The 26,613-nt window shown below is 33.7% G+C and carries 24 protein-coding genes and 1 tRNA gene; 9 read left to right on the top strand and 16 right to left on the bottom strand.

The features are described 5' to 3' along the window. Positions 1–81: 81 nt before the first annotated feature. From ACM55K_RS02285 to ACM55K_RS02275, 3 genes are read left to right on the top strand one after another with little or no spacing between them, the layout of a single operon-like run. Positions 82–495 (top strand): hypothetical protein, encoded by a 414-nt coding sequence (locus ACM55K_RS02285; RefSeq protein ID WP_416848630.1) that lies wholly within the window; start codon positions 82–84, stop codon positions 493–495. Between the two features lie 17 nt (positions 496–512). Continuing rightward, entirely contained in the window at positions 513–1,055 is a 543-nt protein-coding gene (locus ACM55K_RS02280; protein WP_416848629.1) for an RNA polymerase sigma factor, read from the top strand. Then, positions 1,052–2,488 (top strand): hypothetical protein, encoded by a 1,437-nt coding sequence (locus ACM55K_RS02275; protein WP_416848628.1) that lies wholly within the window; start codon positions 1,052–1,054, stop codon positions 2,486–2,488. The genes ACM55K_RS02280 and ACM55K_RS02275 overlap by 4 nt, the downstream gene beginning before the upstream one ends. Here the strand turns inward: ACM55K_RS02275 and ACM55K_RS02270 are convergent. Continuing rightward, a complete protein-coding gene (locus ACM55K_RS02270) occupies positions 2,451–3,227 on the bottom strand; it encodes a lysophospholipid acyltransferase family protein (protein WP_416848627.1) in 777 nt (258 codons plus the stop codon). The genes ACM55K_RS02275 and ACM55K_RS02270 overlap by 38 nt on opposite strands. 138 nt (positions 3,228–3,365) lie before the next feature. Between ACM55K_RS02270 and trpS the strand changes: the two genes are divergently transcribed. Next, positions 3,366–4,343, top strand: coding sequence for a tryptophan--tRNA ligase (gene trpS, locus ACM55K_RS02265; RefSeq protein ID WP_416848626.1), 978 nt, complete (start codon positions 3,366–3,368; stop codon positions 4,341–4,343). Between the two features lie 97 nt (positions 4,344–4,440). On the opposite strand, the gene dprA is transcribed toward trpS, so the two are convergent. Beyond that, complete coding sequence (gene dprA, locus ACM55K_RS02260) at positions 4,441–5,541, bottom strand: DNA-processing protein DprA (protein WP_416848625.1); 1,101 nt, start codon at positions 5,539–5,541, stop codon at positions 4,441–4,443. Positions 5,542–5,643: 102 nt separating this feature from the next. Here dprA and ACM55K_RS02255 point away from each other — a divergent pair, with 102 nt between their 5' ends. Next, complete coding sequence (locus ACM55K_RS02255; RefSeq protein WP_416848624.1) at positions 5,644–6,591, top strand: HU domain-containing protein; 948 nt, start codon at positions 5,644–5,646, stop codon at positions 6,589–6,591. A gap of 132 nt (positions 6,592–6,723) precedes the next feature. On the opposite strand, the gene ACM55K_RS02250 is transcribed toward ACM55K_RS02255, so the two are convergent. From ACM55K_RS02250 to ACM55K_RS02215, 8 genes are all read right to left on the bottom strand, one after another. Continuing rightward, positions 6,724–7,251: an energy transducer TonB gene (locus ACM55K_RS02250; RefSeq protein WP_416848623.1), complete on the bottom strand. Its 528-nt coding sequence runs from the start codon at positions 7,249–7,251 to the stop codon at positions 6,724–6,726. A gap of 93 nt (positions 7,252–7,344) precedes the next feature. Continuing rightward, a complete protein-coding gene (locus ACM55K_RS02245) occupies positions 7,345–9,615 on the bottom strand; it encodes a helix-turn-helix domain-containing protein (protein WP_416848622.1) in 2,271 nt (756 codons plus the stop codon). A gap of 40 nt (positions 9,616–9,655) precedes the next feature. Next, the gene (locus ACM55K_RS02240) at positions 9,656–10,414 is read right to left on the bottom strand and encodes a COG4705 family protein (RefSeq protein WP_416848621.1); all 759 of its coding nucleotides are present in this window, start codon (positions 10,412–10,414) and stop codon (positions 9,656–9,658) included. Positions 10,415–10,546: 132 nt separating this feature from the next. Next, a complete protein-coding gene (locus tag ACM55K_RS02235) occupies positions 10,547–11,107 on the bottom strand; it encodes an OmpH/Skp family outer membrane protein (protein WP_416848620.1) in 561 nt (186 codons plus the stop codon). Between the two features lie 289 nt (positions 11,108–11,396). After that, complete coding sequence (locus ACM55K_RS02230) at positions 11,397–12,245, bottom strand: class I SAM-dependent methyltransferase (RefSeq protein ID WP_416848619.1); 849 nt, start codon at positions 12,243–12,245, stop codon at positions 11,397–11,399. Between the two features lie 175 nt (positions 12,246–12,420). Next, positions 12,421–14,292 carry a tRNA uridine-5-carboxymethylaminomethyl(34) synthesis enzyme MnmG gene (gene mnmG, locus ACM55K_RS02225; protein WP_416848618.1) on the bottom strand — a complete coding sequence of 624 codons (1,872 nt, stop codon included), beginning with the start codon at positions 14,290–14,292 and terminating at the stop codon, positions 12,421–12,423. A gap of 155 nt (positions 14,293–14,447) precedes the next feature. Beyond that, the gene (gene ybeY / locus ACM55K_RS02220; RefSeq protein WP_416848617.1) at positions 14,448–14,867 is read right to left on the bottom strand and encodes an rRNA maturation RNase YbeY; all 420 of its coding nucleotides are present in this window, start codon (positions 14,865–14,867) and stop codon (positions 14,448–14,450) included. Next, positions 14,864–18,166 (bottom strand): hypothetical protein, encoded by a 3,303-nt coding sequence (locus tag ACM55K_RS02215; protein ID WP_416848616.1) that lies wholly within the window; start codon positions 18,164–18,166, stop codon positions 14,864–14,866. Before ACM55K_RS02215 ends, ybeY begins: the two co-directional genes overlap by 4 nt. 154 nt (positions 18,167–18,320) lie before the next feature. Here ACM55K_RS02215 and gltX point away from each other — a divergent pair, with 154 nt between their 5' ends. Next, positions 18,321–19,832, top strand: coding sequence for a glutamate--tRNA ligase (gltX, locus tag ACM55K_RS02210; protein ID WP_416848615.1), 1,512 nt, complete (start codon positions 18,321–18,323; stop codon positions 19,830–19,832). A 97-nt stretch (positions 19,833–19,929) separates the two neighbouring features. On the opposite strand, the gene ACM55K_RS02205 is transcribed toward gltX, so the two are convergent. Next, entirely contained in the window at positions 19,930–20,571 is a 642-nt protein-coding gene (locus tag ACM55K_RS02205) for an outer membrane beta-barrel protein (RefSeq protein WP_416848614.1), read from the bottom strand. Positions 20,572–20,649: 78 nt separating this feature from the next. On the opposite strand from ACM55K_RS02205, the gene ACM55K_RS02200 reads away from it, so the two are divergent. Next, a complete protein-coding gene (locus ACM55K_RS02200; protein WP_416848613.1) occupies positions 20,650–21,636 on the top strand; it encodes an SPFH domain-containing protein in 987 nt (328 codons plus the stop codon). A 30-nt stretch (positions 21,637–21,666) separates the two neighbouring features. On the opposite strand, the gene ACM55K_RS02195 is transcribed toward ACM55K_RS02200, so the two are convergent. The 4 genes from ACM55K_RS02195 to ACM55K_RS02180 form a co-directional block, all read right to left on the bottom strand. Further along, the gene (locus ACM55K_RS02195; protein ID WP_416848612.1) at positions 21,667–21,963 is read right to left on the bottom strand and encodes a DUF6327 family protein; all 297 of its coding nucleotides are present in this window, start codon (positions 21,961–21,963) and stop codon (positions 21,667–21,669) included. Between the two features lie 3 nt (positions 21,964–21,966). Beyond that, on the bottom strand, positions 21,967–22,317 hold the full coding sequence (locus ACM55K_RS02190; RefSeq protein WP_416848611.1) for a competence protein: 351 nt from the start codon (positions 22,315–22,317) through the stop codon (positions 21,967–21,969). A gap of 41 nt (positions 22,318–22,358) precedes the next feature. Beyond that, on the bottom strand, positions 22,359–22,691 hold the full coding sequence (locus ACM55K_RS02185; RefSeq protein ID WP_416848609.1) for a YtxH domain-containing protein: 333 nt from the start codon (positions 22,689–22,691) through the stop codon (positions 22,359–22,361). Between the two features lie 307 nt (positions 22,692–22,998). Then, on the bottom strand, positions 22,999–25,101 hold the full coding sequence (locus ACM55K_RS02180; protein ID WP_416848607.1) for a glutamine--tRNA ligase/YqeY domain fusion protein: 2,103 nt from the start codon (positions 25,099–25,101) through the stop codon (positions 22,999–23,001). Positions 25,102–25,207: 106 nt separating this feature from the next. Between ACM55K_RS02180 and folB the strand changes: the two genes are divergently transcribed. Both folB and ACM55K_RS02170 read left to right on the top strand, forming a co-directional pair. After that, positions 25,208–25,567: a dihydroneopterin aldolase gene (gene folB, locus ACM55K_RS02175; RefSeq protein WP_416848605.1), complete on the top strand. Its 360-nt coding sequence runs from the start codon at positions 25,208–25,210 to the stop codon at positions 25,565–25,567. 104 nt (positions 25,568–25,671) lie between these two features. After that, a tRNA-Cys gene (locus ACM55K_RS02170) sits at positions 25,672–25,742 on the top strand. A 187-nt stretch (positions 25,743–25,929) separates the two neighbouring features. Here ACM55K_RS02170 and ACM55K_RS02165 read toward each other — a convergent pair. Then, positions 25,930–26,607 (bottom strand): LysE family translocator, encoded by a 678-nt coding sequence (locus ACM55K_RS02165; protein WP_416848604.1) that lies wholly within the window; start codon positions 26,605–26,607, stop codon positions 25,930–25,932. Positions 26,608–26,613 lie beyond the last annotated feature (6 nt).

The following is a 26,613-nucleotide window of genomic DNA, read 5'->3' as shown; positions in this document are numbered from 1 at the left end:
TTCAAAAATTTATATCTATTAAAAAACAACCTCAACCTCATTTAATGAAGCTGAATAGTATAAATTTATAAAATGAAAAAAATGAAAAAATTTGCCCTGTTTATTCTGTTAATTACAACTCTGACAGGATGCACACTTGATGATGAAAATCAAGATTCCTACACTTATGAAGTCCTTCCTGTTGATAGTTATACCTTACCCGATAAATTTACATTGGGAAATACGTATGAGATAAAATTAAAATATACAAAACCTTCTTCCTGTCATTTTTTTCAAGGTATTTATTACAGTAAGAACCTAAATACACGAACCGTAGCCATTCAAACTAGTGTAAATAATAACCAAGTTTGTACGCAATCAATCCCGGAGCCATCAGAAGTTTCTTTTAATTTTTATGTAACAAACACCGGTTCCTATATTTTCAAATTTTACAAAGGAAAAGATGCCGCTGGTACAGACCTTTTTGAAGAAGTAGAAGTTCCTGTAGTCAACTAACAAATAGAATAAATTCTGTGGGATTAGATCAAATAATTAATGACTGTAAAAAAAGTTGCTCCAAAGCTCAAGAACAATTGTATCAATTGTTTTCTAAAAAGTTTTTTGGGGTATGCTTGAAGTATTCCAGTAATTATGCTGATGCCCAAGACAATTTACAAGATGGTTTTTTAATTATTTTCAGAAAAATAGAACAGTTTAGCGGCAAAGGGTCTTTTGAAGGCTGGGCAAAAAGAATAATGATAAACAATGCGCTGCAAAAATACAAAGGTGTCCGGTATATGGAGGTTATCAATGAAAATATCCCTGATACAGCTATTGAAATTGATGACGAGAATATTCCAATTGAATATCTAATGCGAATCATCCAAGAATTACCTAATCAATATAGGTTAGTATTCAGCCTCTATGTTCTCGATGGGTATTCTCATAAAGAGGTCGCAGAAATGCTTAAAATAACTACAGGGACCACAAAATCCAATCTTGCCAGGGCACGGTTGATTTTAAAAGAGAAAATAGACGCATATACAAGAATTGAAATAAAGTCATTGGCAAAATGAACGATAAAAAAAACATAGACCGACTGTTTCAAGAAAGATTCAAGGATTTTGAAGCAGAACCAAATAATGAGGTTTGGATCAACATACAAGCAGCTTTGAAGGAAAAGGAAAAAGAACGAAAAATAATTCCGTTTTGGATGCGATTTTCAGGAATTGCCGCTGCTTTTATTTTGGGTTTATTTGCTTTAAACATGATTTTCAAAACGAATACTGAAACTAAAAACAGTATTGTTTTAGACACGAAAACTTTAGATAAAAAACCCAATCAAAACAAGTTAATTCCAAATAAAATTGAAAAAGAGAGAAAACCATTCGAGATAAAAAATAGCCAACAAATAGTAATAACTAACCCCAAAATCGTTATAAACCATGAAAAAGAAACTACAACTTTTATTCCATCAAAATCCATTACTGACAAAAAGAAAAATCAAAATAATACTAACCTTTATTTCTCAAAAAATCATCCACCGCTAAAACAAAAAGCAGAGAAAGATGCAATCAATTACAGCTCATTAATTGCGGATAAAAAAAATGCAATAAACCCCAACACCGTTGAGAACATTCAAAATCAGGTTTTAGAAAAAAAAGTGCCACAAGCGAATGAGGAGACTAAAATTGTGGTAACCGAATCTAAAAAACAGCCTTCAATTATTCCGGAATCGCCAAACGAATTAGAGGAAATTTTAAAAAATAAAGCTACCGAAAAACAAACGGCAGCTCTTAATAACAAAAACAAATGGCAAATTGTTCCTAATGTTGCCGCAGTGTATCTGAACTCAAATTCAGTTGGATCAGCTATTGACCCTCAATTCTCAAAAAATCAAAAAAAGGCCGATAACAGTCTAAGTTTTGGTATTGGGGTAAATTATGCTGTTTCGAAAAAAATTGCGTTACGAACAGGAATTAACAAGCTTACGTTAGGATACAACACCAATAACGTGGTCTATTCTGCTGGTTTGTCTAACAAGAATTTGGCGAATATTAATTATAGTTCAAACCAATTAATTGAAATTAAAAATGAAGCTGCTCTTAATACGCTAAACACTTTTGAAAAAGGATTGCAAAAGACAAATACTGGCTCCTTAAATCAGAAAATGGGTTATTATGAAGTACCGTTGGAGCTTTCGTATTCGGTTTTAAACAAGAAGTTTGGCATTACCGTTATTGCAGGAATAAGCACCTTATTTCTAAATCAGAATAAAATATCATTAGTTTCCTCTAATACTAATTTGAAATTGGGAGAGGCAACAAATTTGAACGAAATCCATTTCAGCACCAATGTTGGGTTGGGATTTAAGTACCAATTGGTAAAATCATTTCAAATTAATTTAGAACCTATGGTTAAGTATCAATTGAATACCTATTCGAAAAACTCCGGAGATTATAAACCTGTTTTTATTGGCTTATACTCTGGTATAAGTTATACTTTTTAGTTTTATCAAATACTATTAATTGACTATAAATTGTCTCCCGAACTTCTTCCCGAATTTCTTTCCGGTCTACATATTTTTTGCCCAAAGTTTCCACGTGAGCATGTATTTTAACCCGCATAAGACCCGGACTTCCGCTAAAAAATTTATAAGAAAATCTTTTTTTATTGTCTGCAAAAGTAATAGGGACAATTGGTATTTCATGTTCTATTGCCAATCGGAAAGCACCATCTTTAAAAGTATCCAAGATAACGGATTCATCATCCGGAATGCCACCTTCAGGGAAAATACAAATACTCAGTCCTTGATTTATTCTTTTTTGTGCCCGATTAAAAACTCCCATTTTACTTTTAGAACAATTTCTATCCACAAGAATACAGGTTCTTTTATAGAAAAATCCGAACAAAGGAATTTTTGAAAGTTCTTTTTTACCTACAAAAACAAAAGGGTTTTTAATTGTAGCGAGCATTAGCATAATATCAGTCATAGAAGTATGATTAGCCACAATCATATAACTTTTATGAGATTCCAATTCTTGATTTTTTTCTATCTTATAATAAAAACCCATTCCGAAAAGAATGAATTTTGCCCAAATACGAGCCATCTTAAAAAAATAAGGATAGCCCCTTTCCGTCAGGATTGACAAAACCAGAAAAGGAAACATCACCAGTATAGGAATGGCCATCAAGACATAGAACCATACTCGCCATAATGTCCAAAAAATAATTTTTATTCCTCTCATAAGGTCAAAAATAAGGAATCATATGATACTATTATTAAAAAAATTAAATTTGAAAACGATTTAATACTATAAAAACTTAGAAAACCTTGCAAAATTTGCGAAAATCTTTGCGAACTTTGCGGTCAAGAAAAAAATATAATGGCAAAAATACTTACAGGAGTTCAAAGTACAGGAACTCCACATTTAGGAAACTTACTAGGCGCAATCATTCCTGCAATCGCATTATCGAATAATCCAGAAAACCAATCGTTTCTTTTCATTGCCGATTTACATTCGATAACACAAATAAAAAACGGGGAAACTTTAAGAACAAATACCTACAGTACAGCTGCCGCTTGGCTGGCCTGTGGTTTGAATGTGGATAAAGTAGTTTTCTATAGACAATCAGATGTGCCACAAACAGCGGAATTATCTTGGTATTTGAGTTGTTTTTTTCCTTTTCAACGCTTGACATTAGCACATTCTTTCAAAGATAAAGCAGACAGACTGGAAGATGTCAATGCTGGTTTATTCTCCTATCCAATGCTGATGGCTGCCGATATTTTATTATACGATGCCGAGTTTGTTCCCGTAGGAAAAGACCAATTACAACACCTTGAAATTACACGCGATGTAGCGTCTCGTTTCAACCACCAAATGGGAGAAACTTTTGTACTTCCTGAAGCCAAAATTCAAGAAGACAGCATGCTTATTCCTGGAACCAATGGTGGGAAAATGAGTAAATCTGCCAATAACATTATCAATATTTTCTTGGACGACAAAGCGTTACGTAAACAAGTCATGAGTATTGAAACAGATAGCACGCCACTTGAAGAACCTAAGAATCCAGATACGTGTAATGCTTTTGCTATTTATTCTTTATTAGCAAATGAAGAACAACTAGCCATTATGAGAACCAATTATTTAGGCGGAAATTATGGTTATGGTCACGCCAAACAAGCCTTATTTGAATTGATAACAGAAACATTCAAAACCGAAAGAGAAAAATACAATTACTACATGGACAATCTTCCTGAAGTAGACGATTTGTTAAAAATTGGTGCCCAAAAAGCGACAGTTGTTGCCAATGGTGTTTTGAGCAGAGTGAGAGAAAAATTGGGATTTGAGGTTAATTAAGACTTTAGTTTTAATTCTTAAACTTATAAAATAATAACCGCAGATACATAGATTTTAATTAATCCATGTATCTGCGGTTATTATTTCAGATTAATTACTAAATCGCCTCAAACAATTTCCCCGGTAAAGGCCGAATCACCCCTTTGAGTTCCATATTCAAAAGCATTCCTGAGATTTTGTATATAGGAAAATCACAACGCAAAGCGATAATATCCATTAACTCTTTTCCGGTTTTTAAAAGGTAATCATACACTTTTTGTTCGTCTTCTTCTAAAGTCACAAACAATTGTTTTTGTACCGGTTTTGACTCTTTTTGAATATCCCAATTCAAGATATAAATTAAATCGGCGGCGCTGGTGAGCAAATTTGCTTTTTGGGTTTTAATCAGGTTGTTGCAACCTTGGCTGTATTTATCGGTAACACGTCCCGGAACGGCAAAAACATCACGGTTGTAATCATTGGCCATATTTGCCGTAATTAACGAACCTCCTCTATCCGCTGATTCTATTACGATAGTCGCTTCGGTCATGCCTGCAACGATTCTGTTTCTTCGTACAAAATTTTCTTTGTCCGGATTCGAGGAACTCCAAAACTCGGTCATAAAACCACCGTTTTGTTCCACTTTGGCGACATACTTTTTATGGGTTTTGGGATAAATTTGGTTCAAACCATGCGCAACAATTCCTATCGTTTGTAAATTGTTTTCCATCGCCAGTTGATGCGCCACGATATCAACCCCGTAAGCAAAACCGCTTACGATTACGGGATCGAGTGGTGCTAAATCTTCAATCAGTTTTCTACAGAATTCTATTCCATAAGAGGTGATTTGACGTGTCCCAACAATACTGATTATTTTTTTGTTTTTTAAGTTGATATTCCCCGAGGTAAATAACAAAAGTGGTCCATCAATACAATGTTTCAAACGTTCGGGATATTCTTCGTCTTGAAAATAAACGGCGTTAATAGCATTGGATTTTATAAATTCAAGCTCCTGATTGGCTTTTTCGAAAATCCATTTATCATTTAACTTTTTCAGTAACATCGAGCCCACACCATCAATGGCGGCGAGTTGCCCTATTTTAGTATTGAAGACCTCTTCGGCGCTTCCGCAATGCGTTATCAGTTTTTTGGCCATAATATCACCAACTCCTTCTACTCTTTGCAACGCCAATAAATAAAATAAATCTTGTTCTTTCATGCTAATCGTTTGTGAGTGAAATGTATAAAATATAAAGCGGATTGTTAATAAAAATTGTGAATAAAATTTTGATAACTATTTTGGTTGTATAACTTTGTAAGTATGAAAATCGAACTATACATCGCGCAGCTTTTATACCGTTATCAATGTGTAACCGTTCCGGGTTTCGGAGCTTTTTTGACCGAAATTCAATCGGCTCAACTGAATGAAAGCACGAATTCATTTTCTCCACCAAAAAAAATGATTTCTTTTAATGCTAATCTAAAAAATAATGATGGCTTATTAGCGAATCATATTGCTCAAGCTGAAAAAACATCTTATGAATATGCCGTAAGTGCTATTCAATATGAAGTTTTTACTTGGAAAAAAACATTAGAAGAAAACAACATTTTTTCTTTAAAAAACATAGGTGATCTTTGCTTGAATGCCGATAATAATTTGGTTTTTACGCCTTACGATCAAACCAACTATTTGGCAAGTTCTTTTGGTTTAGCTCCTTTCGTTTCTCCTCTTGTAAAAAGAGAAATTTTCGAAAAAGAATTGGAAGCAATCGAAGAAAAAGCACCAATTTTATTGGTTCCTGAAACAAGAACAGCGAGTCCATATTTAAAATATGCTGCAATTTTTGTATTGGGATTAGGTCTTACAGGAAGTGTTGGTTATTCCATTTACCAAAACCAAATTGCCACAGAAACAATGCTTGTTGAAACTGCTGTTCAAAAACAAGTACAAAATAAAATTCAAGAAGCTACTTTCTTTATCAAAAGTCCAGTTCCGGCTGTAACGCTATCAGTTAAATCAGCCGTTAAGGAAGAAAAAATGTCGTATCACATTATGGCTGGTGTTTATAGAGAGGAAAAAAATGCAAATAAGACATTTAATCAATTAACTCATTTAGGCTACAAAGCCCGTCGCATTGCTCCTAACAAACATGGATTGTTTCCTGTACTCTATGGAAGCTATTCTACTTTTGCAGAAGCGCAAAAAGCACAATCTGAAATTCAGAAAAAACACAATCCAGAAGCCTGGATCTTAATTCAATCCTTATAAAATGTAAAAAACCTATTCGATTTGAATAGGTTTTTTTTTAGGTATTGAAAGCCTATTTGTCTACTAATAATAGCCTAAAAAAAAATCTACACTGAAAACAAACGCAATGACTGGCAAATTTTGTTATGTTTTTTACTTAACATAAATTACTTCTTGAGGATTAGGAAGTGTAATCGGCAAACTATAGGAACATCTTACTTTTTTTCCATTTAGTTCAGCTGGTTTCCATTTTGAAGAAAGTTTTAAAACTCTTATAGCTTCTTTACCTGTTCCATAGCCAATATCCTTAAGAATTTTAATATCAGTTAATGAACCATCTTTTTCAACTACAAAAATAACAAACACTGTACCATTGAGTCCTTCTTCATCAGGAATTTTATAGTTCTTAGCCACGAAAGCATAAAAATTTTCTATTCCTCTAGGAAATTCTGGATGTACTTCCACTCGTCCTTTAGTGTAAATAACATTGTCATCATTTACTACAGCTTGTGCTGCATTTACCGGGTCTATTGTTATTTTAGCGTCATAATTTGGATTCCCTTTGACAATGCGGATTTTATCTTCAACTACCGAAGGATTAGAAACAATTTCTTTCTTTTTAGTTTGCCCAAAAGAAAATGAAATAAAAAGCACGAAGAATAAAAGGAATAGTTTTTTCATAGATTTAAGATTTATATACCCAACTGTTTAGTAATATTTATTTTACAAATGTATAGAATAATTCGATTACTAAAGAACAACCGTCTTCACTCTTTAATTCAAACTCGCTTTAAACATTTTCAGTTCGTCCCAAGTAAACTTTTCGCCTACTTGTTCTTTCAAATTGTTCAAAGATTCTTCTTTATAGCCTCTAAAAGCTTCCGCTAGTTCCCGTAGCTTATCTTCTGGCAAAACATCCGTAATAGCAATCGTTCCTGCTTGAATAAGCCGCACTAAATGCCCATCGATCGTTTGTATGGTCAGTTTTCTGATTGCAGCGATTTCGGCAATAGAATTCTTCTCCAGCCACAATTCATAGGTTTCCTGCACGGTAGATTTCTTAGGCTCTTTTTTATCTGATTTCTTTTTTGAAGTGTAACGCTCCACATCGTTATCATCATCAATCAACGTGATATTTAATTTCTTGAATTGATTTTGAATCGCCTCCGTTTTTCGGCTGATGTAGTTTTTAATTTCTGACGAAGTCAATTTCTCTTTCGAAATAGTTTCACCAGCAACAACGGTTTCAATTAATAATTTGGCTTTCATTAATCGCAAAACGGCTTTAGTCTGCAATTCTTCCAAAACGATTAATTCATCATAAAAAGCTTTTACTTTCTTGATGCGTTTTACTTCTTCCAGTTTCCAAAGGATTTCAAAAACCAAATCATCCATTGGCTCCAGAAAATAACCGAATGCCGCTTGTATCCTTTCCGAAATATGGTTTAAATCCGCGGTTTCCTGGCTGAAAAGCTTATTCAATTGGGATATGAATTTTTTGGATGGATCCAAAAGTTGTTCGATGACTTCCGTTTGCTTTTTGGCCCAAACCGCATGTTTGGATTTCTCTGAATTTTCTGATTTTTCCGAATAGCTGAATCTATGATTGCGCCATTCCTGAGCCAAATCACCCCAATCGAAGCTGTTAATCAAATAATTGTGGATGAAATTCTTAGTTTCAAAATGCAGTGCATTTTCTAAAAACGAATCCGATGCTTTATTGAGTGAATAATCCATCACGTCCTGATCATTAGAAATCCCATTCATTCGCAAAGGAGAAAGCAAAATAAGCCCTTCTAACGAGCGCAAACGAGACAATGCCACATACGCTTGTCCAGGCAGAAAAACTTGCGAAACATCGAGCGCAGCTTTGTCAAATGTTAATCCTTGGCTTTTGTGAACCGTAATTGCCCAAGCTAATTTTATTGGATAATGAACAAAAGTTCCTAAAACCTCTTCTTCAATTTCTTTGGTCATTTCGTCTACTTTATAGCGAATGTTTTGCCATTCGTACTTTTCGACTTCTATCGTTTTGTTTTCTTCTGGAAAATGAACCAAAATTTCATGACTCGAAAGCGATTTGATAACGCCCATTTTTCCGTTGAAATAGTTTTTATCAAAGGATAAATCGTTTTTGACAAACATGATTTGTGCGCCCACTTTCAACTGCAACTGTTCTTCCACCGGAAAAATTTTCTCTGGAAAATCACCCACAATTTCCGGTTTATAAATCACCAACTTTCCCTCTAGATCTTCCAAAGCCTGCGCATTCATTGAATCCGCTTTGTTATTATGTGTGGTTAAAGTGATGTATCCTTTATTGGCTTTTAAATCAAAATCCGGTTTTACGTATTGATTTAAAGTCTGAATATCTTCTTGAGAAATCTGGTTGTTTCGCAGGTTGTTTAAAACTGCAATAAAAGTATCATCGGTCTGACGAAAAATCTTGGATAGTTCGATGTATAAAGGTGGATTTTGCTGTACGACATGGGAATGGAAAAAGAATTTTCCTTTGTAATATGTTTTTAACGTTCTCCATTCTTCATCCCGAATTACTGGCGGCAATTGCAATAAATCACCAATAAACAATACTTGAACGCCACCAAAAGGGGTACTTTTTTTACGGACGGTTTGCATCATATAATCCATGGCGTCCAATAAATCCGCACGAAGCATACTGACTTCATCAATTACCAACAATTCCATATTGCGAATCACGGATTTCTTCAAACCGCTCATTTTAAAATGCCTGCGCAAAGTAGCTTTGGTTTCAAATTTAGTGCTTTCAGAAAACTGAGGTGATGAATTGTCCGGAATAAATCCTCCAAACGGCAACTGAAACATGGAATGTATCGTTACACCGCCCGCATTTAACGCGGCAATTCCAGTAGGGGCAACAACAACGGTATTCTTGTGCGTAGTTTGGATAATTTCGCGTAAAAGGGTGGTCTTTCCAGTTCCTGCTTTTCCGGTAAGGAAAACGGATCGATGGGTTTGATTGATGAATCGTAAGGTGTAGGCAGCGGCTTCTGAAATTGTTTGCATTAGGCGTATATATATAAAGCTAAAGTATCGAAAATTTAGATTAGGTCGAACTTTTTTCTTGATTACTTCTCTTCTTTGCTCTGATTTCAAAGTATGAAATAGTGATTAAGACCATCAGAATTACAAAAAGAATTATAGAAGATCCTACAGTTCCAAAATTGAGGCCGCCTTTTTCATGCGATTTTGTAAGTAAATCTCCAAAAGTCGCGCCAAAAGGTCTAGTCAAAATAAAAGCGATCCAAAACAATAATATGCTATTTATTTTAGTAAAATAGTAAGCCATAGTAATAACTAAAAGCAAACTACCAATCAGCAAAGCACCTCCTAAAAATCCTAATCCGGAGTCATCAGCTAAAAAATCACCCAAAGCAGTTCCTAAAGTATTTGAAAATAAAATAGCTATCCAATAAAAAACTTCTACTCGAGTAGATTTAATATTAGTTACTGCTAAAGATTTTTCTTTTAGAAACCAAAATATTAAAGTTAAAGCCAAAAGAAAGAAAAGAATCAATGAACCCGTAGCATATCCCAAACCTAAAGTACGATCCATAAAATCAGAAATAGTTGTTCCCGCAGTACTTGTAGCGAGAATAACCAACCAATATTTTATTGGATTAAATTCCTTAGACAGCAGTTGAATGCTTAGAGTCACAAAAAAGAAGCATAAAAGCACCACTGAACTCATCGCATATCCAATATCTAGTGTCATAGACAGTAAATCACCCGCCGTTTCACCCAAGGTAGTGGCACAAATTTTCATTATCCAAAAAGAAAGTGTAATCTGACTTAATTTACTCATCGTAAAATATTTATAACAATTGCTATTTAACAGAAATATATTGTTGGAATTTTATAGAAGTATGAAAATATAAAAAAAATGCCTCCAATCTAAATTTTAGACGAAGGCATTCATTTGAATTAATATAAAAAATTATTTTTTAGCTTCTTCTTTTGGAGTTGCAGATTTGTATTTGTCGTTCAATTCTTTAATGATTTCTTTTGTGATATCATATTTGTCTTCAGCATATAAAATTGAAGCTGCGTCGCCCGTTCCGTAGATATAAGAGTATCCTTTTTCTTTACCGTAGCTTTTGATGAATTTTTTAACACCGCTTACCAACGAATCCATTTCTTTTCCGCTTTCTTGTTGCAACTCTTGTGCTAATTGTTGTTGTGCAGCACCTAATTGTTGCTCTCTTTTTTGCAATTCAGCTCCTTTTTGTTGTGCCCAAGCTTGACCGTTAGCCTGCGCTTGTGCTTGAAAACCTGCTGCTTCTTGTTTGAAACGATTAATTTCAGCTTCTAGCTGTCTTCCTTTCTCTTCTGATTTAGCTTTATATTTTGCTTCTAGATCTTTTGCTTCTGTATATTCTTTCATCAACACTGAAGTATCTACGTAAGCTGTTTTTACTTCCTTAACTTCCGCTGCTGGTTTGTTACAAGATACAATTGAAATTGAAAGTGCGATAATTACTAATGCTATTTTACTCATATTTTTAAAATTTCTTTTTTGGTATTCGTGAATCTTCGATTTCATTTTGGTGAATTTCTTGTTTTAAGTATTGGTGACAAAAATATAAAAAAATAGATAGCATTGACATAAAGTTTGAAAAATGCAAAATATTTATGATATAAGATTTTATTATTATAATTGATAAATGTATAATTTGTGACTATTAAAAACGAACTTCATATCTTTTAATTAAACGAATTAGTTTAAAAATCCAACAAACACTTCAATTCGCCCAATAAACGTCGTTTAAATGGGCTTAAAATAGATTTTAGCTGTTTTTCAGGATGTAAATGTGCGAGGAATACTCAAAATCACTCGTTGCTTCCCAATTGGATTGTAATCCGATGAAAAAGGCCTTGATGAAATTCATTTTACCTGTTTTGTATTTTTCGGAAAGTAAGCTCACATAAAAAGAATCAAATTTCATAGGAAGTACTTTTACCAATTGCATTTGCTCTTTTTCGAAAAGCATTTTTATTGCCTTTTTCGAAAAATGCCAAAAATGAATCGGCATATCATAAGCTGCCCAAAACTTCCCGTAATATTTTGCGTCGAAAGATTTGAAGTTTGGAACCGCAATTATTAAAGTTCCGTTTGGTTTTAATAATCGTTTTAATTCTTTTAGTTGCTCGTCTAAATCAGGAACGTGTTCCAGAACATGCCACATCGAAATGACGTCAAAAGAATTGCTTTCTAATTCGCTCGTTTCACCAACAAATGAAACACCTTTCTTTTTTGCAATCGCTTTTGCTTTATCACTTGGCTCCACCCCTATCGTATGCCAACCGTTTTCTTTGGCCACCGATAAAAAATCACCTGTTCCTGCGCCAATATCTAAAATACTTCCTTTACTAGGTTGTAGCGAATTAATTAAATTTAGCTTGTTTTTTAGCGCTATGCTTTTTACAAAATGATATGCTTTTTCAAACAAAGATCGTTTACTGTCTGTATGGGAAATGTAATCCACACTTTCGTAATACTTTCCTAAATTTTCTAAACTGGGTTGTGGATACGTGATTAACATATCCAACGCTTCGTCGTGATATAATTCAAATATTTCTTGAGAAACGGAATAATCTTTAACGGTTAAAAAATGCTTTTTGTTTGAAATATCCATATTGTTAGTTTTCAGTTTTCAGTCGCAGTTTGCAGCTGAATCCCTTTATATATAATGCAAATTTGATTTTGTTTCACGTGGAACGTATTGATATAAGAATAAAGATTAACGATTTCTGATTTCAGATCTTTTGCAAATCTGCAATCAGAAATCGTTAATCAAAAATCTACAATCCCTATCGTCCCATATAAATCAACAACACCGAAACATCACTTGGCGAAACACCGCTAATCCTTGATGCTTGAGATATCGTAACTGGGCGAATCTTGCTTAATTTTTGCTTTGCTTCAATTGACATTGATTTAATCTTATTATAATCAAAATTCTCAGGGATTTTCACATCTTCCAAGCGTGTCAGTTTATCTGCGTTGTTTCTTTCTTTTTCAATATAACCCGAATATTTCACTTGAATTTCGGCTTGTTCTAAAATCTCCTGATCCAAATCATTCTCCGCAACATAAGCTGCCACTTTTTCAAACTTCATGATGTCTTCCAAATCAATTTGCGGACGAGAGAAAACTTTGAACATCTTATCTCCCTGAGTAATCAGAGCGGTACCTTTTGATTCCAAAATAGGATTTGCTTCAGCAACTGAAACACTCGTTTCTTTGAAGAAAGCCACCATTTTTTCGGATTTATTCAGTTTGTGTTCCATTCTGCGCAAACGTGCTTCAGAAGCCAAACCAATTTCATGTGACATAGGCGTTAACCTAAAATCGGCATTATCCTGACGAAGTAACGTTCTGTATTCCGCACGAGAAGTAAACATTCGATACGGCTCTTCCGTTCCTTTAGTAATTAAGTCATCAATTAAAACTCCGATATACGCCTCGTCTCTTTTTAAAATCAATGGCGCTTTTTCATGCACTTTTAAATGCGCATTGATTCCAGCCATCAATCCTTGAGAAGCTGCTTCTTCATATCCGGTTGTTCCGTTTATTTGCCCGGCGAAATATAATCCTTCAACCAACTTTGTTTCCAAAGTATGTTTCAATTGTGTCGGCGGGAAATAATCATATTCGATTGCATAACCCGGACGAAAGAATTTCACTTTTTCAAATCCCACAACAGAACGCAACGCTTTAAACTGAATATCCTCAGGAAGCGAAGTTGAAAAACCATTTACATAAACCTCACAGGTATTCCATCCTTCAGGCTCCACAAATAATTGGTGTCTTTCTTTATCAGCAAAACGATTAATTTTATCTTCAATTGATGGGCAATATCTTGGCCCAAGACTTTTTATTCTTCCGTTAAACATTGGCGAACGATCAAAACCTTCTCTCAAAATATCGTGTACCTCAAGGGACGTATACGTCATGTGACATGATTTCTGATGAACCAATGGTGACGTTACATCCGAATAAGAAAACTTATCTGGCTTAGCATCTCCTTTTTCTTCATTCATTTTAGAATAATCCAAAGAACGTCCATCCACTCTTGGAGGCGTTCCTGTTTTCATTCTTCCTGCTTGAAAACCCGCACTGACTAAATCTTCGGTAATTCCATAAGCGGCACTCTCGCCTGCTCTTCCTCCACCAAATTGTTTTTCGCCAATATGAATCAAACCGTTCAGGAAAGTTCCATTGGTCAACACAACCGATTTAGATCGAATCTCCACTCCTAACGAAGTACGAATCCCTTTTATTTTTCCGTTTTCAATAATCAAACCTTTCACCATCTCCTGATAAAAATCAAGATTTGGAGTTCCTTCCAGCATCATTCTCCATTCCTCAGCAAAACGCATACGGTCACTTTGAACACGCGGTGACCACATCGCAGGTCCTTTAGACTTGTTCAGCATCTTGAACTGGATTGCAGTTCTGTCCGAAACAATTCCAGAGTATCCACCCAATGCATCAATCTCGCGCACAATTTGTCCTTTGGCAATTCCGCCCATCGCAGGGTTGCATGACATCTGGGCAATATTCTGCAAACTCATTGTAACCAATAAAGTTTTCGAACCCAAATTTGCTGCAGCCGCTGCAGCCTCAGAACCGGCATGTCCCGCGCCAACAACTATCACATCATATTCATCTAGAAACATCTTCTTGTATAATTTAACCCTTCAATTGTATTCCGGATTGTAATTTTGAAATCTATTTTTTGTTTTGTTCCACGTGAAACATTCTATTATCAATTCTGCCGACTTATAAAAATGTTCCACGTGAAACACTTCGACTTTAGATATTAAAAACAGGCTTACTGTTCCACGTGGAACAGCGTTAATTTTTCATCTTCTTTCCTGCGCATTAAAAGTTCGTCAGCTTCGCCTTTGTCTTTATATCCGCAATAGTGTAAAACTCCGTGAACCAGAACACGCTTCAATTCATCTTCAAAAGGAACGTTAAAATCAACAGCGTTGTCTTTTACTCTTTCGATAGAAACAAAAATATCACCACTCAACTCATTCCCCATCGTGTAGTCAAAACTAATGATGTCCGTTAATGTGTCGTGATTAAGATATTCCAGATTGATTTTATGCAAATACTCGTCGTCGCAAAAGATGTAGTTTATCTCTCCCTCTTTCTTGTTTTCGGAGGTAATAACATTAGACAACCACAAAGCAACAGCTTCTTCGTTGTCTAAATTAAAGTCGGTTTCGTAATTAAAATTGATCATTTTTTATTAAAATATTCTTGAACCTTTTGATTAAAATTCGAGCGCAAAGGTAAGGATTGTCTATTTAATATTTCTATGCTATTCAAATAATCTAATAAAGCAGCTGGCAGCACATTAGATTGATTATTAAACTCCTTTTTATTGGTTTCGGATTGGCGTTTATTTTCTTCTCCTTGCTGCTGTAAAGCAGTATTCAATTTTAACAATTCCTGCTTCACATTTAGAATTTTTTGGAGCGTTTCGTTTTTAAATCCCTTGTTTAATAATTGCTTTTCGATTTGCTTCATTTGTTCCAAAGCACTTTGTCCATTACCGCCCAACCCATGTTTATTAAGTTCATTTTGCAAAGACTCTCGCAACTGTTTTTGCTCTTTGTAAATTTCCATTATGGATTGAGCATCCCCTTCTCCGTCGCCATCCTGACTTTCACCTTTACCAGACTTTCCATCTTTACCGCTTTCCCCTTTTGGGCCATCACCGGGTTTTGGACCTTTCTTAATTCCTTCTTTCATCTTCTCTCCCAATCCTTCCTGTTTTTTTATAATATCTGGCAATTGCATTCCTTGTCCTTGACCCGGTTTTGGCTTTCCAGAACCCATTCCAGACAAAGACATTTGCATTGTGTTAAGCCTATCGCTAAGCATGTCAGCCAATTTATTTGCGGCAGCTATCGAATATTGCTGGTGAGATAATCCTTTAGGAACTAAAGCATCGGATAAACTCTCTAGCGATTTATCAATGTTGTAATGTACGTTGCCTATTTCTTTAGTCACCTCTTCGGCAATTTTAGGGTTTCTTAAAGACATCGCAAACAAACTATCGTCAACATGTTTGAACTGCTGTTTTAAATCCTGTTGGATTTTAATGTTTTTATTATAGCCTGGAGAACCTGCTTTATGCCCTTTAAACTGATTCATTAAATCTTCCTGTGACAAAGAAAATGCCAATAAATTATCCAGAATCTGTCGCAACATAGCAACATCCTCTTGCAGTTCTTCTTTCTCATTTCCTTCCAAAGTTTGTGCCATCTTTGCTGCCATCTCTTTCATCTTTTTCGAGGCGCTTTTTTGATTTGGTTTAGCCTTCGCTTTATCGTCTTTCTTTAATTCTTCAGAAGCTTTCTTTAAATCTTGATCGATACTTTTTTCTTTAGCATCATCATTAGGCAGATCCATCGGTGATTTCAATTCCTTATTTTCCTTTTCTAAATCTTTTAAATCTTCTTGAATTTTGTCAAAATCAGCATTGATATTTTCTTGTTTATCCAATTTATTTTCCTTTTCATCCTCTGCTAATTTATCTTGCTTTTCGGAAAGCTTATCCAGTTTATCCCCTAATTGTTCCGCTTTCTTCTCGACATAATACTTCTTGGTTAGCTCTACTAATTGCTCTAAATTTTTAATTTGGTTTTTACTGTTTTGTTTAAATTTATCTAACTTAGAAAGTAGTTCTTCATTTTTAATTTTATCATTCAGCTCTTTTAATTCATCCAATAACTTTTGGTTTTTATCCAAATCTTTATCGGCTTTATCTATTCGCTTTTGCAACTCTTCTTTTAGCTTGTCCTTTTCATCAGTTTTGAATTTATCTAAATTATCCTTCATTTTCTCCGCAAACTGTTTCATCATTTCATCTTGTTGCTTTTGGCGTTTGATGAAATCATTTACTTTCTGTTGATCTTTAAATTCAAGATTATCTTTTTCTTTTCCTGTTTTTTGCAGTTTTTCAATTTCGGCTATTTGCTTGTCTTGATTTTTTAAGGACTTCTCTAAACCGTTGATGTTATCATTTTGCTGTTGCAAAATTTCATCTTCTTTCTCTTCATCAGTCGAAACACGATTTGAGAAAACGGAAGATTTTGTACTTTTAAAATGATGAATAGCATCGTTGTCATACACTTCAAAATAATAGTCATACGAAACTCCTTGCTCAACTGGTAGATTACTCGGAAACGAAAATACAAATTGATCAACAGCTGCTTTTTTAACGACAATTGTTCCACGTCTGGCAAACTGTGGTTTGTTTCTTTCGTAATAGACAATCTGAAGTTTAGACAATCCATAATCATCGGAAATTTGTCCTAAAACATAGTTCCTCCCTACCTTCAAACTGTCTGGTGCATTGTTTACGGTAATTGCTGGAAACTGATCTTTGACAATTGTAAGCTGATAATTCAGTTTTTCGTAGTTTTTTACCTTATCATTTGAAGTAAGAATTTGATAATCTGTGTTTTGAAGTATATTTTTAGATAAAGTAAAGCTATTTTCAGTTTTCGAAAAGGGAATATTAGACTTTCCGTCAATCCAATCTACTTTTTGTGTCGCTTGTGTATCCATTTTCCAAGTTACACGAGTTCCTTCGGGAATAATGGCGTTACCGGTTCCTTTGATGTTCTCAGGTTTTTTATTCAAATAAGAAGGAAAGTTCAATTGCATTTCGAAATTAGCAATCGACGGAACCGTAATCACTTTCAATTCGTAATCCGATGAAGAAACAGCATTTCCCTCCACGTGGAACAAGATATCTTCAGAAGGCTTTAGAATTTTAAATTCAAACTCCCCTGGTTTCGTGTTTTCCATAAAATAACTTTCGTCACCAATAAAAATCATCGCATTTTCAGGAACAACTTTACCTACTGTTTTAACTCGAAGTATAAAATCTTTCCCTTGTTCGGTTTGTAGATTCGCATTTAAAACCACAAACTTAAAAGGAGCAGGCGGTAAAAAAGCCGAATTGAAATGCACTATTCTATTCAAACTTTGCGAAATCACATTGCTGTTACCGGAGAAATAAAAGAAGGCAAAAAACAAAATAGGAATAAATGCTAACGGTAAATATCTCTGATTGGTATTGAAATTTATGGCATTGCCAAAAGGAATTGGTTGCAACGCATTGGCTTTTTGTTCAATCGATGCGAGTAATAATTCAGATTTATTCTGATGATTATCCGAATTTGATAATTGCAGAAAATTCGTCAGCTTGTCATTCACTTCCGTGAAATGATTTCCAATTATAGCAGACGCCTGATTGTAATCAATTCCTTTCTGGAGTTTGAATAATTTAAACAGTGGAAATAAAATAAAACGGGACAACAGGTACACTTCTACTCCCACAAAAACCCAAAACAAAATCCTTCTTCCCATTGGCTTAAGCCAAAGAAAATATTCGACAAAAAGCGTAAATAGAAAATACAACAATCCCAAGCCAATAAAGAAAATGATTCCTCGTATCAATTCATTGGTGTAAAACTTTCGGATAAAAGCTTCTAGTTTCTGATAAATAAAATTTTGATTTTCCAAAACGTAAACTTTGTTTTTTGTAACCAATAAAAGTAATAATTTATATGAATAAAGAAATGTTAAAAAACATCAAACTGATTAATCTTACATTAACTCATTTTCAAATAATCCAAGTGAGTAATCGAATTTGTATCTTTGCAAAAAAATTACAGCAATGTCTAAACAAGTTCGTGTGCGTTTTGCACCAAGTCCAACTGGACCTTTACATATTGGCGGAGTACGTACCGCATTATTCAATTATTTGTTTGCCAAAAAAAACAATGGTGTTTTCTTCTTACGAATTGAAGACACTGACCAAAACCGTTATGTTCCCGGAGCCGAAGAATATATCATGGAAGCCTTGGAATGGCTAGGAATTTCTCCAGATGAAACTATTGGAAAAAATGAAAAATTTGGTCCATACCGTCAAAGCGAAAGAAAAGATTTGTACCAACAATATGCTGATGAATTAATCAACTCCGGTAATGCCTATTATGCTTTTGATACCGCAGAAGCGTTGGACGCAGCAAGAAAACTGGAAGAAGAACAAGGAAAAACCTTTATATACAATCACCACAATAGAGAAAAACTAGACACTTCTTTGGTTATTTCTGCTGAAGAAACTGCCAAAAGAATTGCTGATGGAGAACATTATGTAATTCGTTTTAAAACTCCGGTAAACGAAACTTTGCATTTGCATGACATCATTCGTGGAGACGTAAAGTTTGAAACGAGTCTTTTAGATGATAAAGTATTGTTTAAAAGCGATGGAATGCCAACCTATCATTTGGCTAATATTGTAGATGATCATTTAATGGAAACATCACACGTAATTCGTGGTGAAGAATGGTTGCCTTCGATGCCTTTACACGTTTTATTGTACAGAGCATTTGGTTGGGAAGCACCCCAATTTGCACATTTACCATTGATTATGAAACCTGTTGGAAACGGAAAATTATCAAAAAGGGATGGTGACAAGATGGGATTTCCTGTATTTCCATTGGATTGGAAAACCGCCGAAGGTATTTCGTCAGGGTACAGAGAAAAAGGTTTTTTCCCGGAAGCAGTTGTTAACTTCTTAGCTTTATTAGGTTGGAATGATGGAACCGAAAAAGAATTATTCACACTGGAAGAATTAGTTGAAGCATTTGATTTAAGCAGAGTTCACAAAGCTGGGGCTAAATTTGATCCAGAAAAAAACAAATGGTTCAATCACCAATATTTGGTAAAACAAAAAGATATCAATTTAGCGAAATCCTTTGCTCCTATTGTAGAATCTAAGAATGTTAACCGATATTATTCTTTAGTTGAACTGACAAATATTGTTTCTTTAATCAAAGAACGCGCCCATTTTGTCTCTGAATTTTGGGAATTAAGTGATTTCTTTTTTATGGCTCCAACATTGTATGATGAAAAAGCAAGGAAAAACTGGAAGGAAGAAACGCCAACATTGATGCAAGAATTAATTTCTGTTATAGAAGAAATCACTGATTTTACTTCGATGAACATAGAAACCATTGTAAAAGATTGGATGACGAAAAACGAAATTGGAATGGGCAAAGTAATGCAACCGTTTCGCTTGAGTTTGGTTGGCGCACTGAAAGGTCCTCACCTATTTGATATCGTTGAAGTAATTGGAAAAGATGAAACGATTAACCGAATTCAAAAAGCTATAGCTACATTATAAAAAAGAACCATCTCAGTCCCGAAGCTTCAGGATGAAACTCTGAAAGGGTTTGATGATAAAAAGCTTCTAATCCTGAATCTGGATTAGAAGCTTTTTTTTATAAATAAATAATCAAATCTCCATTGATAATTCCTGGATTTCCTTTGAAATTTACGCCTAAATTCTTCGTGTTCAAGTTACCCAGCATATTGTTTATCCCATATTGATAAGAAACATTCACCCGTAAATGACGCACTCCGGCAGTTATGCCTACCGTTGGATAGAAATTAAACTTGGAAATATCTATAATATCTTTGGCTAATAATGTCGTCCCGGAAATGTTATTGTTTTCATTTTCGTTATCAATTTTAAATTTTCCGTTTACTTGAACCAAAGGTCCAAACTCAACACTTAAATGATTTTCGATCAATTTATAACTCAATTGCAACGATATTTGAGCAGAAGCCAATTTATAATTTACATCCTCATTTGCTGAAAAAAAGTTTTTTGTGGCTACTGAAAAATTATTTTCGCTGAACTGCATTGCGTAAACCATATCCCAATCATTGTAAAAATTTCCTCGCATAGAAAGTCCTGCGTTCCATCCTGTTCCAGGTTTGGTCTGGAAATTATTAGTGTTCAACGTAAATTGATTGACACCAAAACTAATCCCGATTCTGTTAGAATCTCTATAATCATATTGGGCAAAAGCCGCTATGGAAATCAAAATAAAAACTGTCGTAAGAAATTTCTTTTTCATAAAATAATATTAAACAAAGGCAAACCTAAAGATTTTTTGTAATTTAACCCTAATTTTTTTAACTAATTTATTCATACTATGGACATTCCGTTGATTATTTTTCTTGTATTTGCGTTATTTATTTTACTTTCCTCCTTTTTTACTGTCAAGCAGCAAACCTCTGTTGTTATTGAACGATTCGGTAAATTTTTAAGCATTCGACAATCAGGCCTGCAACTTAAAATTCCTTTAATTGATAGAATTGCCGGACGTGTCAATCTAAAAATCCAACAGTTAGATGTTATCATCGAAACCAAAACCAAAGACAACGTTTTTGTAAAACTAAAAGTTTCAGTTCAATTTATGGTTGTAAAAGAAACCGTTTACGATGCTTTTTACAAATTGGAATATCCACACGATCAAATTACTTCTTATGTATTTGATGTCGTACGTGCCGAAGTTCCAAAACTAAAATTAGATGATGTTTTCGAAAGAAAAGATGATATTGCCGTTGCTGTAAAAAGAGAATTAAACGAAGCGATGACTACTTATGGTTACACGATTATCAATACATTAGTAACCGATATTGATCCTGATATTCAGGTGAAAAACGCGATGAACAGGATCAATGCTGCCGACAGAGAAAAAACTGTCGCGGAATTTGAAGCAGAAGCATCAAGAATTAGAATTGTTGCCAAAGCAAAAGCAGAAGCAGAAAGCAAACGTTTACAAGGACAAGGTATTGCTGACCAAAGACGTGAAATTGCAAGAGGTTTAGTAGAAAGTGTAGATGTACTAAATAAAGTGGGTATAAACTCTCAGGAAGCTTCGGCTTTGATTGTGGTTACGCAACATTATGATACCTTGCAAGCCATTGGCGCAGACACTAACTCAAATTTGATTTTATTACCCAATTCTCCTCAAGCCGGAAGTGATATGCTGAATAATATGGTAGCTTCATTTTCTGCATCGAATCAAGTGGGCGAAATGATGAAGAAAACCAACAGAAAGCCAAAACCAAAAACAGAGGAACATACTAGTTATCAAGCTCCGCAACCTCCAGAAAATCCTGAAATAGAAATATAATATTTGAATTGTTTTAAATAAAAAAGAGGCTTAATTGCCTCTTTTTCTATTCGATAACCAATTTTTAACAAATGGAACCGCTTTAGCAACAAATGGAATAGCTTTCGTGACGTATGGAATTGCCAGATTAATTAGCGTTCCATAATTTCCAGAAAAAGCATTTAAAGAGGAACCTATAACTCCACTTACAATATTTTGCGGAGTAAAACTCTCTTTGGTTTTTTTAATTCCGAAAACGAGTTTTTGATAACTGATTTCTTTTTCAATTTTCAAAATTTCTAGTTCCCTATCAATTTGAGCGTAGGAAGAATATTTTTTGGTTTCCATAATTTAGTCGTTAAAAAATATTTCAGAAAATTTTTCCAGTACCGATCCTTCAAAAAATTTATCCCTAATTGTGAATAAAAGACCTGTTAACAAAAGGTATATACCTCCAATAGTTAAAAATCCTAAACAATAAGAATCTAGATAGTTTCCTATTGCTAAAGCCCCCGCTACAGAACAAAATAATAAAACCATACTAAAACACAAAAAAATCAATGTAAACTTAAGAATCATGGTAGTAGATTTCATTGCTACTTTAAAACCCCATAATTTGTAATAAGAAACATTGCTTTCGATGAAGGCTTGAACTTGTTCCTGTATATTTTCTGTATTTTCTTTTAATTCTTCAAAAGCCATAATTTTATTTTTTTAATACTAATTAGGAGAAGAAACCAATATTATTTTTGAAGTTTGGCATTTTGTTCTTTCAACTCAGCCAATTTTGATTCTAGAAAAGAAATTACATCTTCAGCTTTATGACTCACATTCGAAATCAAATCATCGTATGTTTCTTGTAAATCATAATTTTTAGTAAAAGCAAGTTTGCTTTTTAATTCATCTGATGCATTCTCGAATTTATGTTTTAAATCTTTTTTGGCGTCATCGTAACCATCTCTAAATTTTTCTCTTGTTCTTGAACCTTTATCAGGAGCAAACAAAATTCCTATCCCAGCTCCAATGGCTGCACCCGTTAATAGAGCAATTAATGTATTTCCTGCGTTATTCGACATGATATTGATTTTTGATTGTTAATAATCTAAAATTACAAATTTTATTTAACATATCGATGTTAACAAGCCGTTAATTTATTTTAAACAACTCTAAAAAACGAAATAAAACCCGCTATTGAAACGAATCTTTAATAGGTATATTAGAACTCATAAAACTTAAAAAAAGGTTTTAAATCTGATTTATTCAAGCCATTTTTAATTGGTAATTGTTATGATAAGTTTGATTGTAATAATAAATTACAATCATAAAAAAAGCGCCTTATAAAAGACACTTTTAATCAATAAAATCTATACTATAGATTTAATTCTAAAATTTTAGTTCGTTTAATAATTCCAAAACTTTTTCGGTTTTTTCATTCTTTTTTAATTCTGAAAGCTGAGTTTCGAAAAGATTCAAATTATTCAAATCATTTTGTAAATTTTGAATAGCTAAAATTCTAACAGCAGCCATTTGACTTTTTAATGACATCGTGTATAATTTTGTTAAAGATTCTTCTTCAATATCTTTTACTTTTACTTTATCTGAATGATGCAAAATCAAATTAGAAAACAACAATGAGTTATTATCATTCTTAATATTTTTGACAATAGTCTGAATAATTAAACTGTAGTTATCAATACTTTTTATGTTATCAATAATAGTATTCAATATCAAATTGGCATTGTTTTCGTCTTTTTCTTTCACATATTTATTGATTTCTTTTTGGGTATTCATCAATAAATTTTCTTCTTTTTTGCCTTTTTCTTCCCAAGCATCTTTCAATCCAACGGTTTTATTAAAGACAATTTTACCTTCGGTTGTGTCTTTATCAACATTGAAATAACCCAAACGTTGAAACTGAAATTTCTCATCAGATTGTACCGTTGCCAAACTTGGTTCAACAAATCCTTTTACAATTTGTAACGAACTAGGATTCATAAATTCCAAGAAATTTTTCTCTTTATGACTGTCCGGTGCTTCATCAATAAACAAACGATCATACAAACGAACTTCCGCTTCCAAAGCATGATGTATAGAAACCCAATGCAAGGTTCCGGCCACTTTTCTTTGACTGGCCTCACTCCCACTTCCACTTCGACTGTCTTCATCATAAGTTACGTGAATCTCCATAATAGTTCCTGCAGCATCTTTTACAACACTTTCTCCTTTAATGATATAGGCATTTTTTAGACGCACTTCTCTGCCTAAACTCAAACGGAAGAATTTGGCTGGAGCTTCTTCTAAAAAGTCATCTCTTTCAATGTATAATTCTCTTGAAAAAGGAACTTTTCTAAATCCTGCACTTTCATCTTCCTGATTGTTTTCGGCTTCCAGCCATTCTTCTTTATCTTCCGGATAATTAGTAATTACTAATTTTATCGGATCTAAAACCGCCATAACTCTTGGAGCCGTTTTGTTTAAATCTTCGCGTAAACAAAATTCCAAAAGTGAAAAATCAATAATGTTTTCTCTTTTGGCAACACCAATTATATCACAAAATTTACGAATAGAATTGGCCGTATATCCTCTTCTTCTCAATCCCGAAATAGTTGGCATTCTTGGATCATCCCAACCATTTACAATGTTTTCCTGAACCAATTGCAATAGTTTTCGCTTGCTCATTACGGTGTAATTCAAGTTCAAACGAGCGAATTCGTATTGATGTGGTCTTACTTTTGATTCATCATAAATCTGGTCTAAAAACCAATCGTATAATTCACGGTGCATCACAAATTCAAGTGTGCAAATAGAATGCGAAATTTGTTCTACATAATCACTTTCTCCGTGTGCATAATCATACATTGGATAAATATTCCAATCATTTCCGGTTCTGTGATGATGACGGTGTAAAATACGGTACATCAACGGATCTCGCATCAACATATTAGTCGATTTCATATCAATTTTGGCACGTAAAACATGACTTCCTTCCGGGAAATCACCGTTTTTCATTCCTTCGAATAAACTAAGATTTTCTTCAATTGAACGGTTTCTGTAAGGTCCATCAACTCCAGGTTGTGTTGGCGTTCCTTTTTGAATCGCCATGTCTTCAGAAGATTGACTGTCAATATATGCTTTACCATTTTTAATCATGGCAACCGCCCAGTCATATAACTGCTGAAAATAATCAGAAGAATACAATTCCTCGGTCCAATCAAAACCCAACCATTTCAAATCTTCTTTGATAGCATCTACATATTCCTGCTCTTCTTTGGCTGGATTGGTATCATCAAAACGCAAGTTAACTGGCGCATTGTACTTTAATCCTAAACCAAAATTTAAGCAAATAGATTTGGCGTGACCAATGTGTAAATACCCATTAGGCTCCGGCGGAAAACGAAAACGTAATTTATCTTGTGGAAAACCATTGGATAAACTGTCTTCAATGATTTGTTCTATAAAATGGAGTGATTTTTCTTCGGTTGACATTTTTTTGTTTAATTTTAGCAAAGATAAATAAATGGTTTAAAGTTTACTGTTTAAAGTTACCAGAGATGGCTTTAAACCTAAAAAAATTTGAACAAAAAATTAAAAAATGGGATTTATAAAATTAAAAAATATCAGAACTTACTCCTATCATGGTTGTTTGATTGAAGAAGGAAAAATTGGTTCTGATTATTCAGTTGATTTAAAAGTTAAAACAGATTTGCGACAATCATCTATTACAGATAACTTGGTTGATACGGTTGATTATGTGTTGTTAAACCAAATTGTGGTGGAAGAAATGGCTATCAGAGCCAACTTATTAGAACATGTTGCACAACGTATCATTTCCAGAATTATGAAAGAAGTTCCAACCATTTCAAGAGTTATTCTGGGTGTTTCAAAATTAAATCCTCCTATTGGTGGTGATGTTGAAGCGGTTACAATAGAAATGGAAGAATATAGAAGTTAAATTAAAAATATTTAAAAGGGCATAATAAATATTTTTTGAAATTTTTAAACTTTAAACTTTTAAACTTTAAACTTTTTAGTTACTTTTGCCATCCGTTCAACTACGGCGTCGTGGCCGAGCGGCTAGGCTGGGCTCTGCAAAAGCTCCTACTCCGGTTCGAATCCGGACGATGCCTCTAAAACCTTCAAGGAAACTTGGAGGTTTTTTTATGTCTAAATTTTTAGGAAAAATATAGAATTTAATACTATGCTTTTTAAACCTTAAATGCTGTAATAATTCAATTTGTTACAATAAAAAAGTCCAAATCTGAATATTTGTATCAGATTTAGACTTTTTTTATTTTTGAAGAAAAACGTATTTACTTATTTTTCAATCTTCTCAAATGCATTTTTCATCATTTCTTTTTCTTTTGGAAACCATCCTTGTGTGATTAAAACTATTCCGAAAATCATCATCACGATGCTGATTCCTTTCTTAATTTTAAGAATATTGTTAGGTGTTAATTTAGTTTTTAATTGTTTGGCCAGTAGTATTTTAATACAATCAATTATTAAGTAAGATACAATTACAGTAACAAAAAAAGTTATCATTCTGGACGTTTGCATTTCTAGTTTTGGTCCTACAGAAATAATAATAGCCAACCAAAAGCCAAGAACTCCAATATTTATAATATTTAATAAAAAACCTTTTAAAAAAAGACCTGCATAATTCTTTCTTATAATCTCATTGTCTATTTCTTCTGTATTTACTTTTTCTTCTTTTTTTAATAGGACAAAAGAAATGATCCCATAAACTAACATCAAGATTCCACCAAAAATAAAAAGGGCAGGTTTATCTTTTAAACTTTGGATTAATCTGTAACTGCCTAAATAAGCGATCGCAATAAAAACAATATCCCCTAAAACAACTCCTAAATCAAAAACTAAAGCAGCTCTAAATCCTTTTATAATACTGGTTTCAAGTAATATAAAAAATACGGGACCAACCATAAAACTTAAAAAAATTCCCCAGGGAATACCGGATAAAATATCGTTTATCATTAAAAA

Source organism: Flavobacterium arabinosi, from assembly GCF_048158725.1.
GTDB lineage: Bacteria > Bacteroidota > Bacteroidia > Flavobacteriales > Flavobacteriaceae > Flavobacterium > Flavobacterium arabinosi.
Note: the sequence above shows the minus strand (reverse complement) of the source record. Positions and strands in the feature narration are given on the sequence as shown.

Bases quoted from the DNA above. Each gene is read 5' to 3' on its own strand.
- ACM55K_RS02235 (WP_416848620.1), bottom strand. From the start codon at position 11,107: ATGAGTAAAATAGCATTAGTAATTATCGCACTTTCAATTTCAATTGTA.
- ACM55K_RS02190 (WP_416848611.1), bottom strand. From the start codon at position 22,317: ATGGCTTTTGAAGAATTAAAAGAAAATACAGAAAATATACAGGAACAA.
- ACM55K_RS02165 (WP_416848604.1), bottom strand. From the start codon at position 26,607: ATGATAAACGATATTTTATCCGGTATTCCCTGGGGAATTTTTTTAAGT.
- ACM55K_RS02245 (WP_416848622.1), bottom strand. From the start codon at position 9,615: ATGCAAACAATTTCAGAAGCCGCTGCCTACACCTTACGATTCATCAAT.
- ACM55K_RS02200 (WP_416848613.1), top strand. From the start codon at position 20,650: ATGGACATTCCGTTGATTATTTTTCTTGTATTTGCGTTATTTATTTTA.
- ACM55K_RS02185 (WP_416848609.1), bottom strand. From the start codon at position 22,691: ATGTCGAATAACGCAGGAAATACATTAATTGCTCTATTAACGGGTGCA.
- ACM55K_RS02180 (WP_416848607.1), bottom strand. From the start codon at position 25,101: ATGTCAACCGAAGAAAAATCACTCCATTTTATAGAACAAATCATTGAA.
- mnmG (WP_416848618.1), bottom strand. From the start codon at position 14,292: ATGTTTCTAGATGAATATGATGTGATAGTTGTTGGCGCGGGACATGCC.
- dprA (WP_416848625.1), bottom strand. From the start codon at position 5,541: ATGAAAGAACAAGATTTATTTTATTTATTGGCGTTGCAAAGAGTAGAA.
- ACM55K_RS02275 (WP_416848628.1), top strand. From the start codon at position 1,052: ATGAACGATAAAAAAAACATAGACCGACTGTTTCAAGAAAGATTCAAG.
- gltX (WP_416848615.1), top strand. From the start codon at position 18,321: ATGTCTAAACAAGTTCGTGTGCGTTTTGCACCAAGTCCAACTGGACCT.
- ACM55K_RS02195 (WP_416848612.1), bottom strand. From the start codon at position 21,963: ATGGAAACCAAAAAATATTCTTCCTACGCTCAAATTGATAGGGAACTA.
- ACM55K_RS02250 (WP_416848623.1), bottom strand. From the start codon at position 7,251: ATGAAAAAACTATTCCTTTTATTCTTCGTGCTTTTTATTTCATTTTCT.
- folB (WP_416848605.1), top strand. From the start codon at position 25,208: ATGGGATTTATAAAATTAAAAAATATCAGAACTTACTCCTATCATGGT.
- ACM55K_RS02285 (WP_416848630.1), top strand. From the start codon at position 82: ATGAAAAAATTTGCCCTGTTTATTCTGTTAATTACAACTCTGACAGGA.
- ACM55K_RS02270 (WP_416848627.1), bottom strand. From the start codon at position 3,227: ATGAGAGGAATAAAAATTATTTTTTGGACATTATGGCGAGTATGGTTC.
- ACM55K_RS02255 (WP_416848624.1), top strand. From the start codon at position 5,644: ATGAAAATCGAACTATACATCGCGCAGCTTTTATACCGTTATCAATGT.
- ACM55K_RS02230 (WP_416848619.1), bottom strand. From the start codon at position 12,245: ATGGATATTTCAAACAAAAAGCATTTTTTAACCGTTAAAGATTATTCC.
- ACM55K_RS02205 (WP_416848614.1), bottom strand. From the start codon at position 20,571: ATGAAAAAGAAATTTCTTACGACAGTTTTTATTTTGATTTCCATAGCG.
- trpS (WP_416848626.1), top strand. From the start codon at position 3,366: ATGGCAAAAATACTTACAGGAGTTCAAAGTACAGGAACTCCACATTTA.
- ybeY (WP_416848617.1), bottom strand. From the start codon at position 14,867: ATGATCAATTTTAATTACGAAACCGACTTTAATTTAGACAACGAAGAA.
- ACM55K_RS02240 (WP_416848621.1), bottom strand. From the start codon at position 10,414: ATGAGTAAATTAAGTCAGATTACACTTTCTTTTTGGATAATGAAAATT.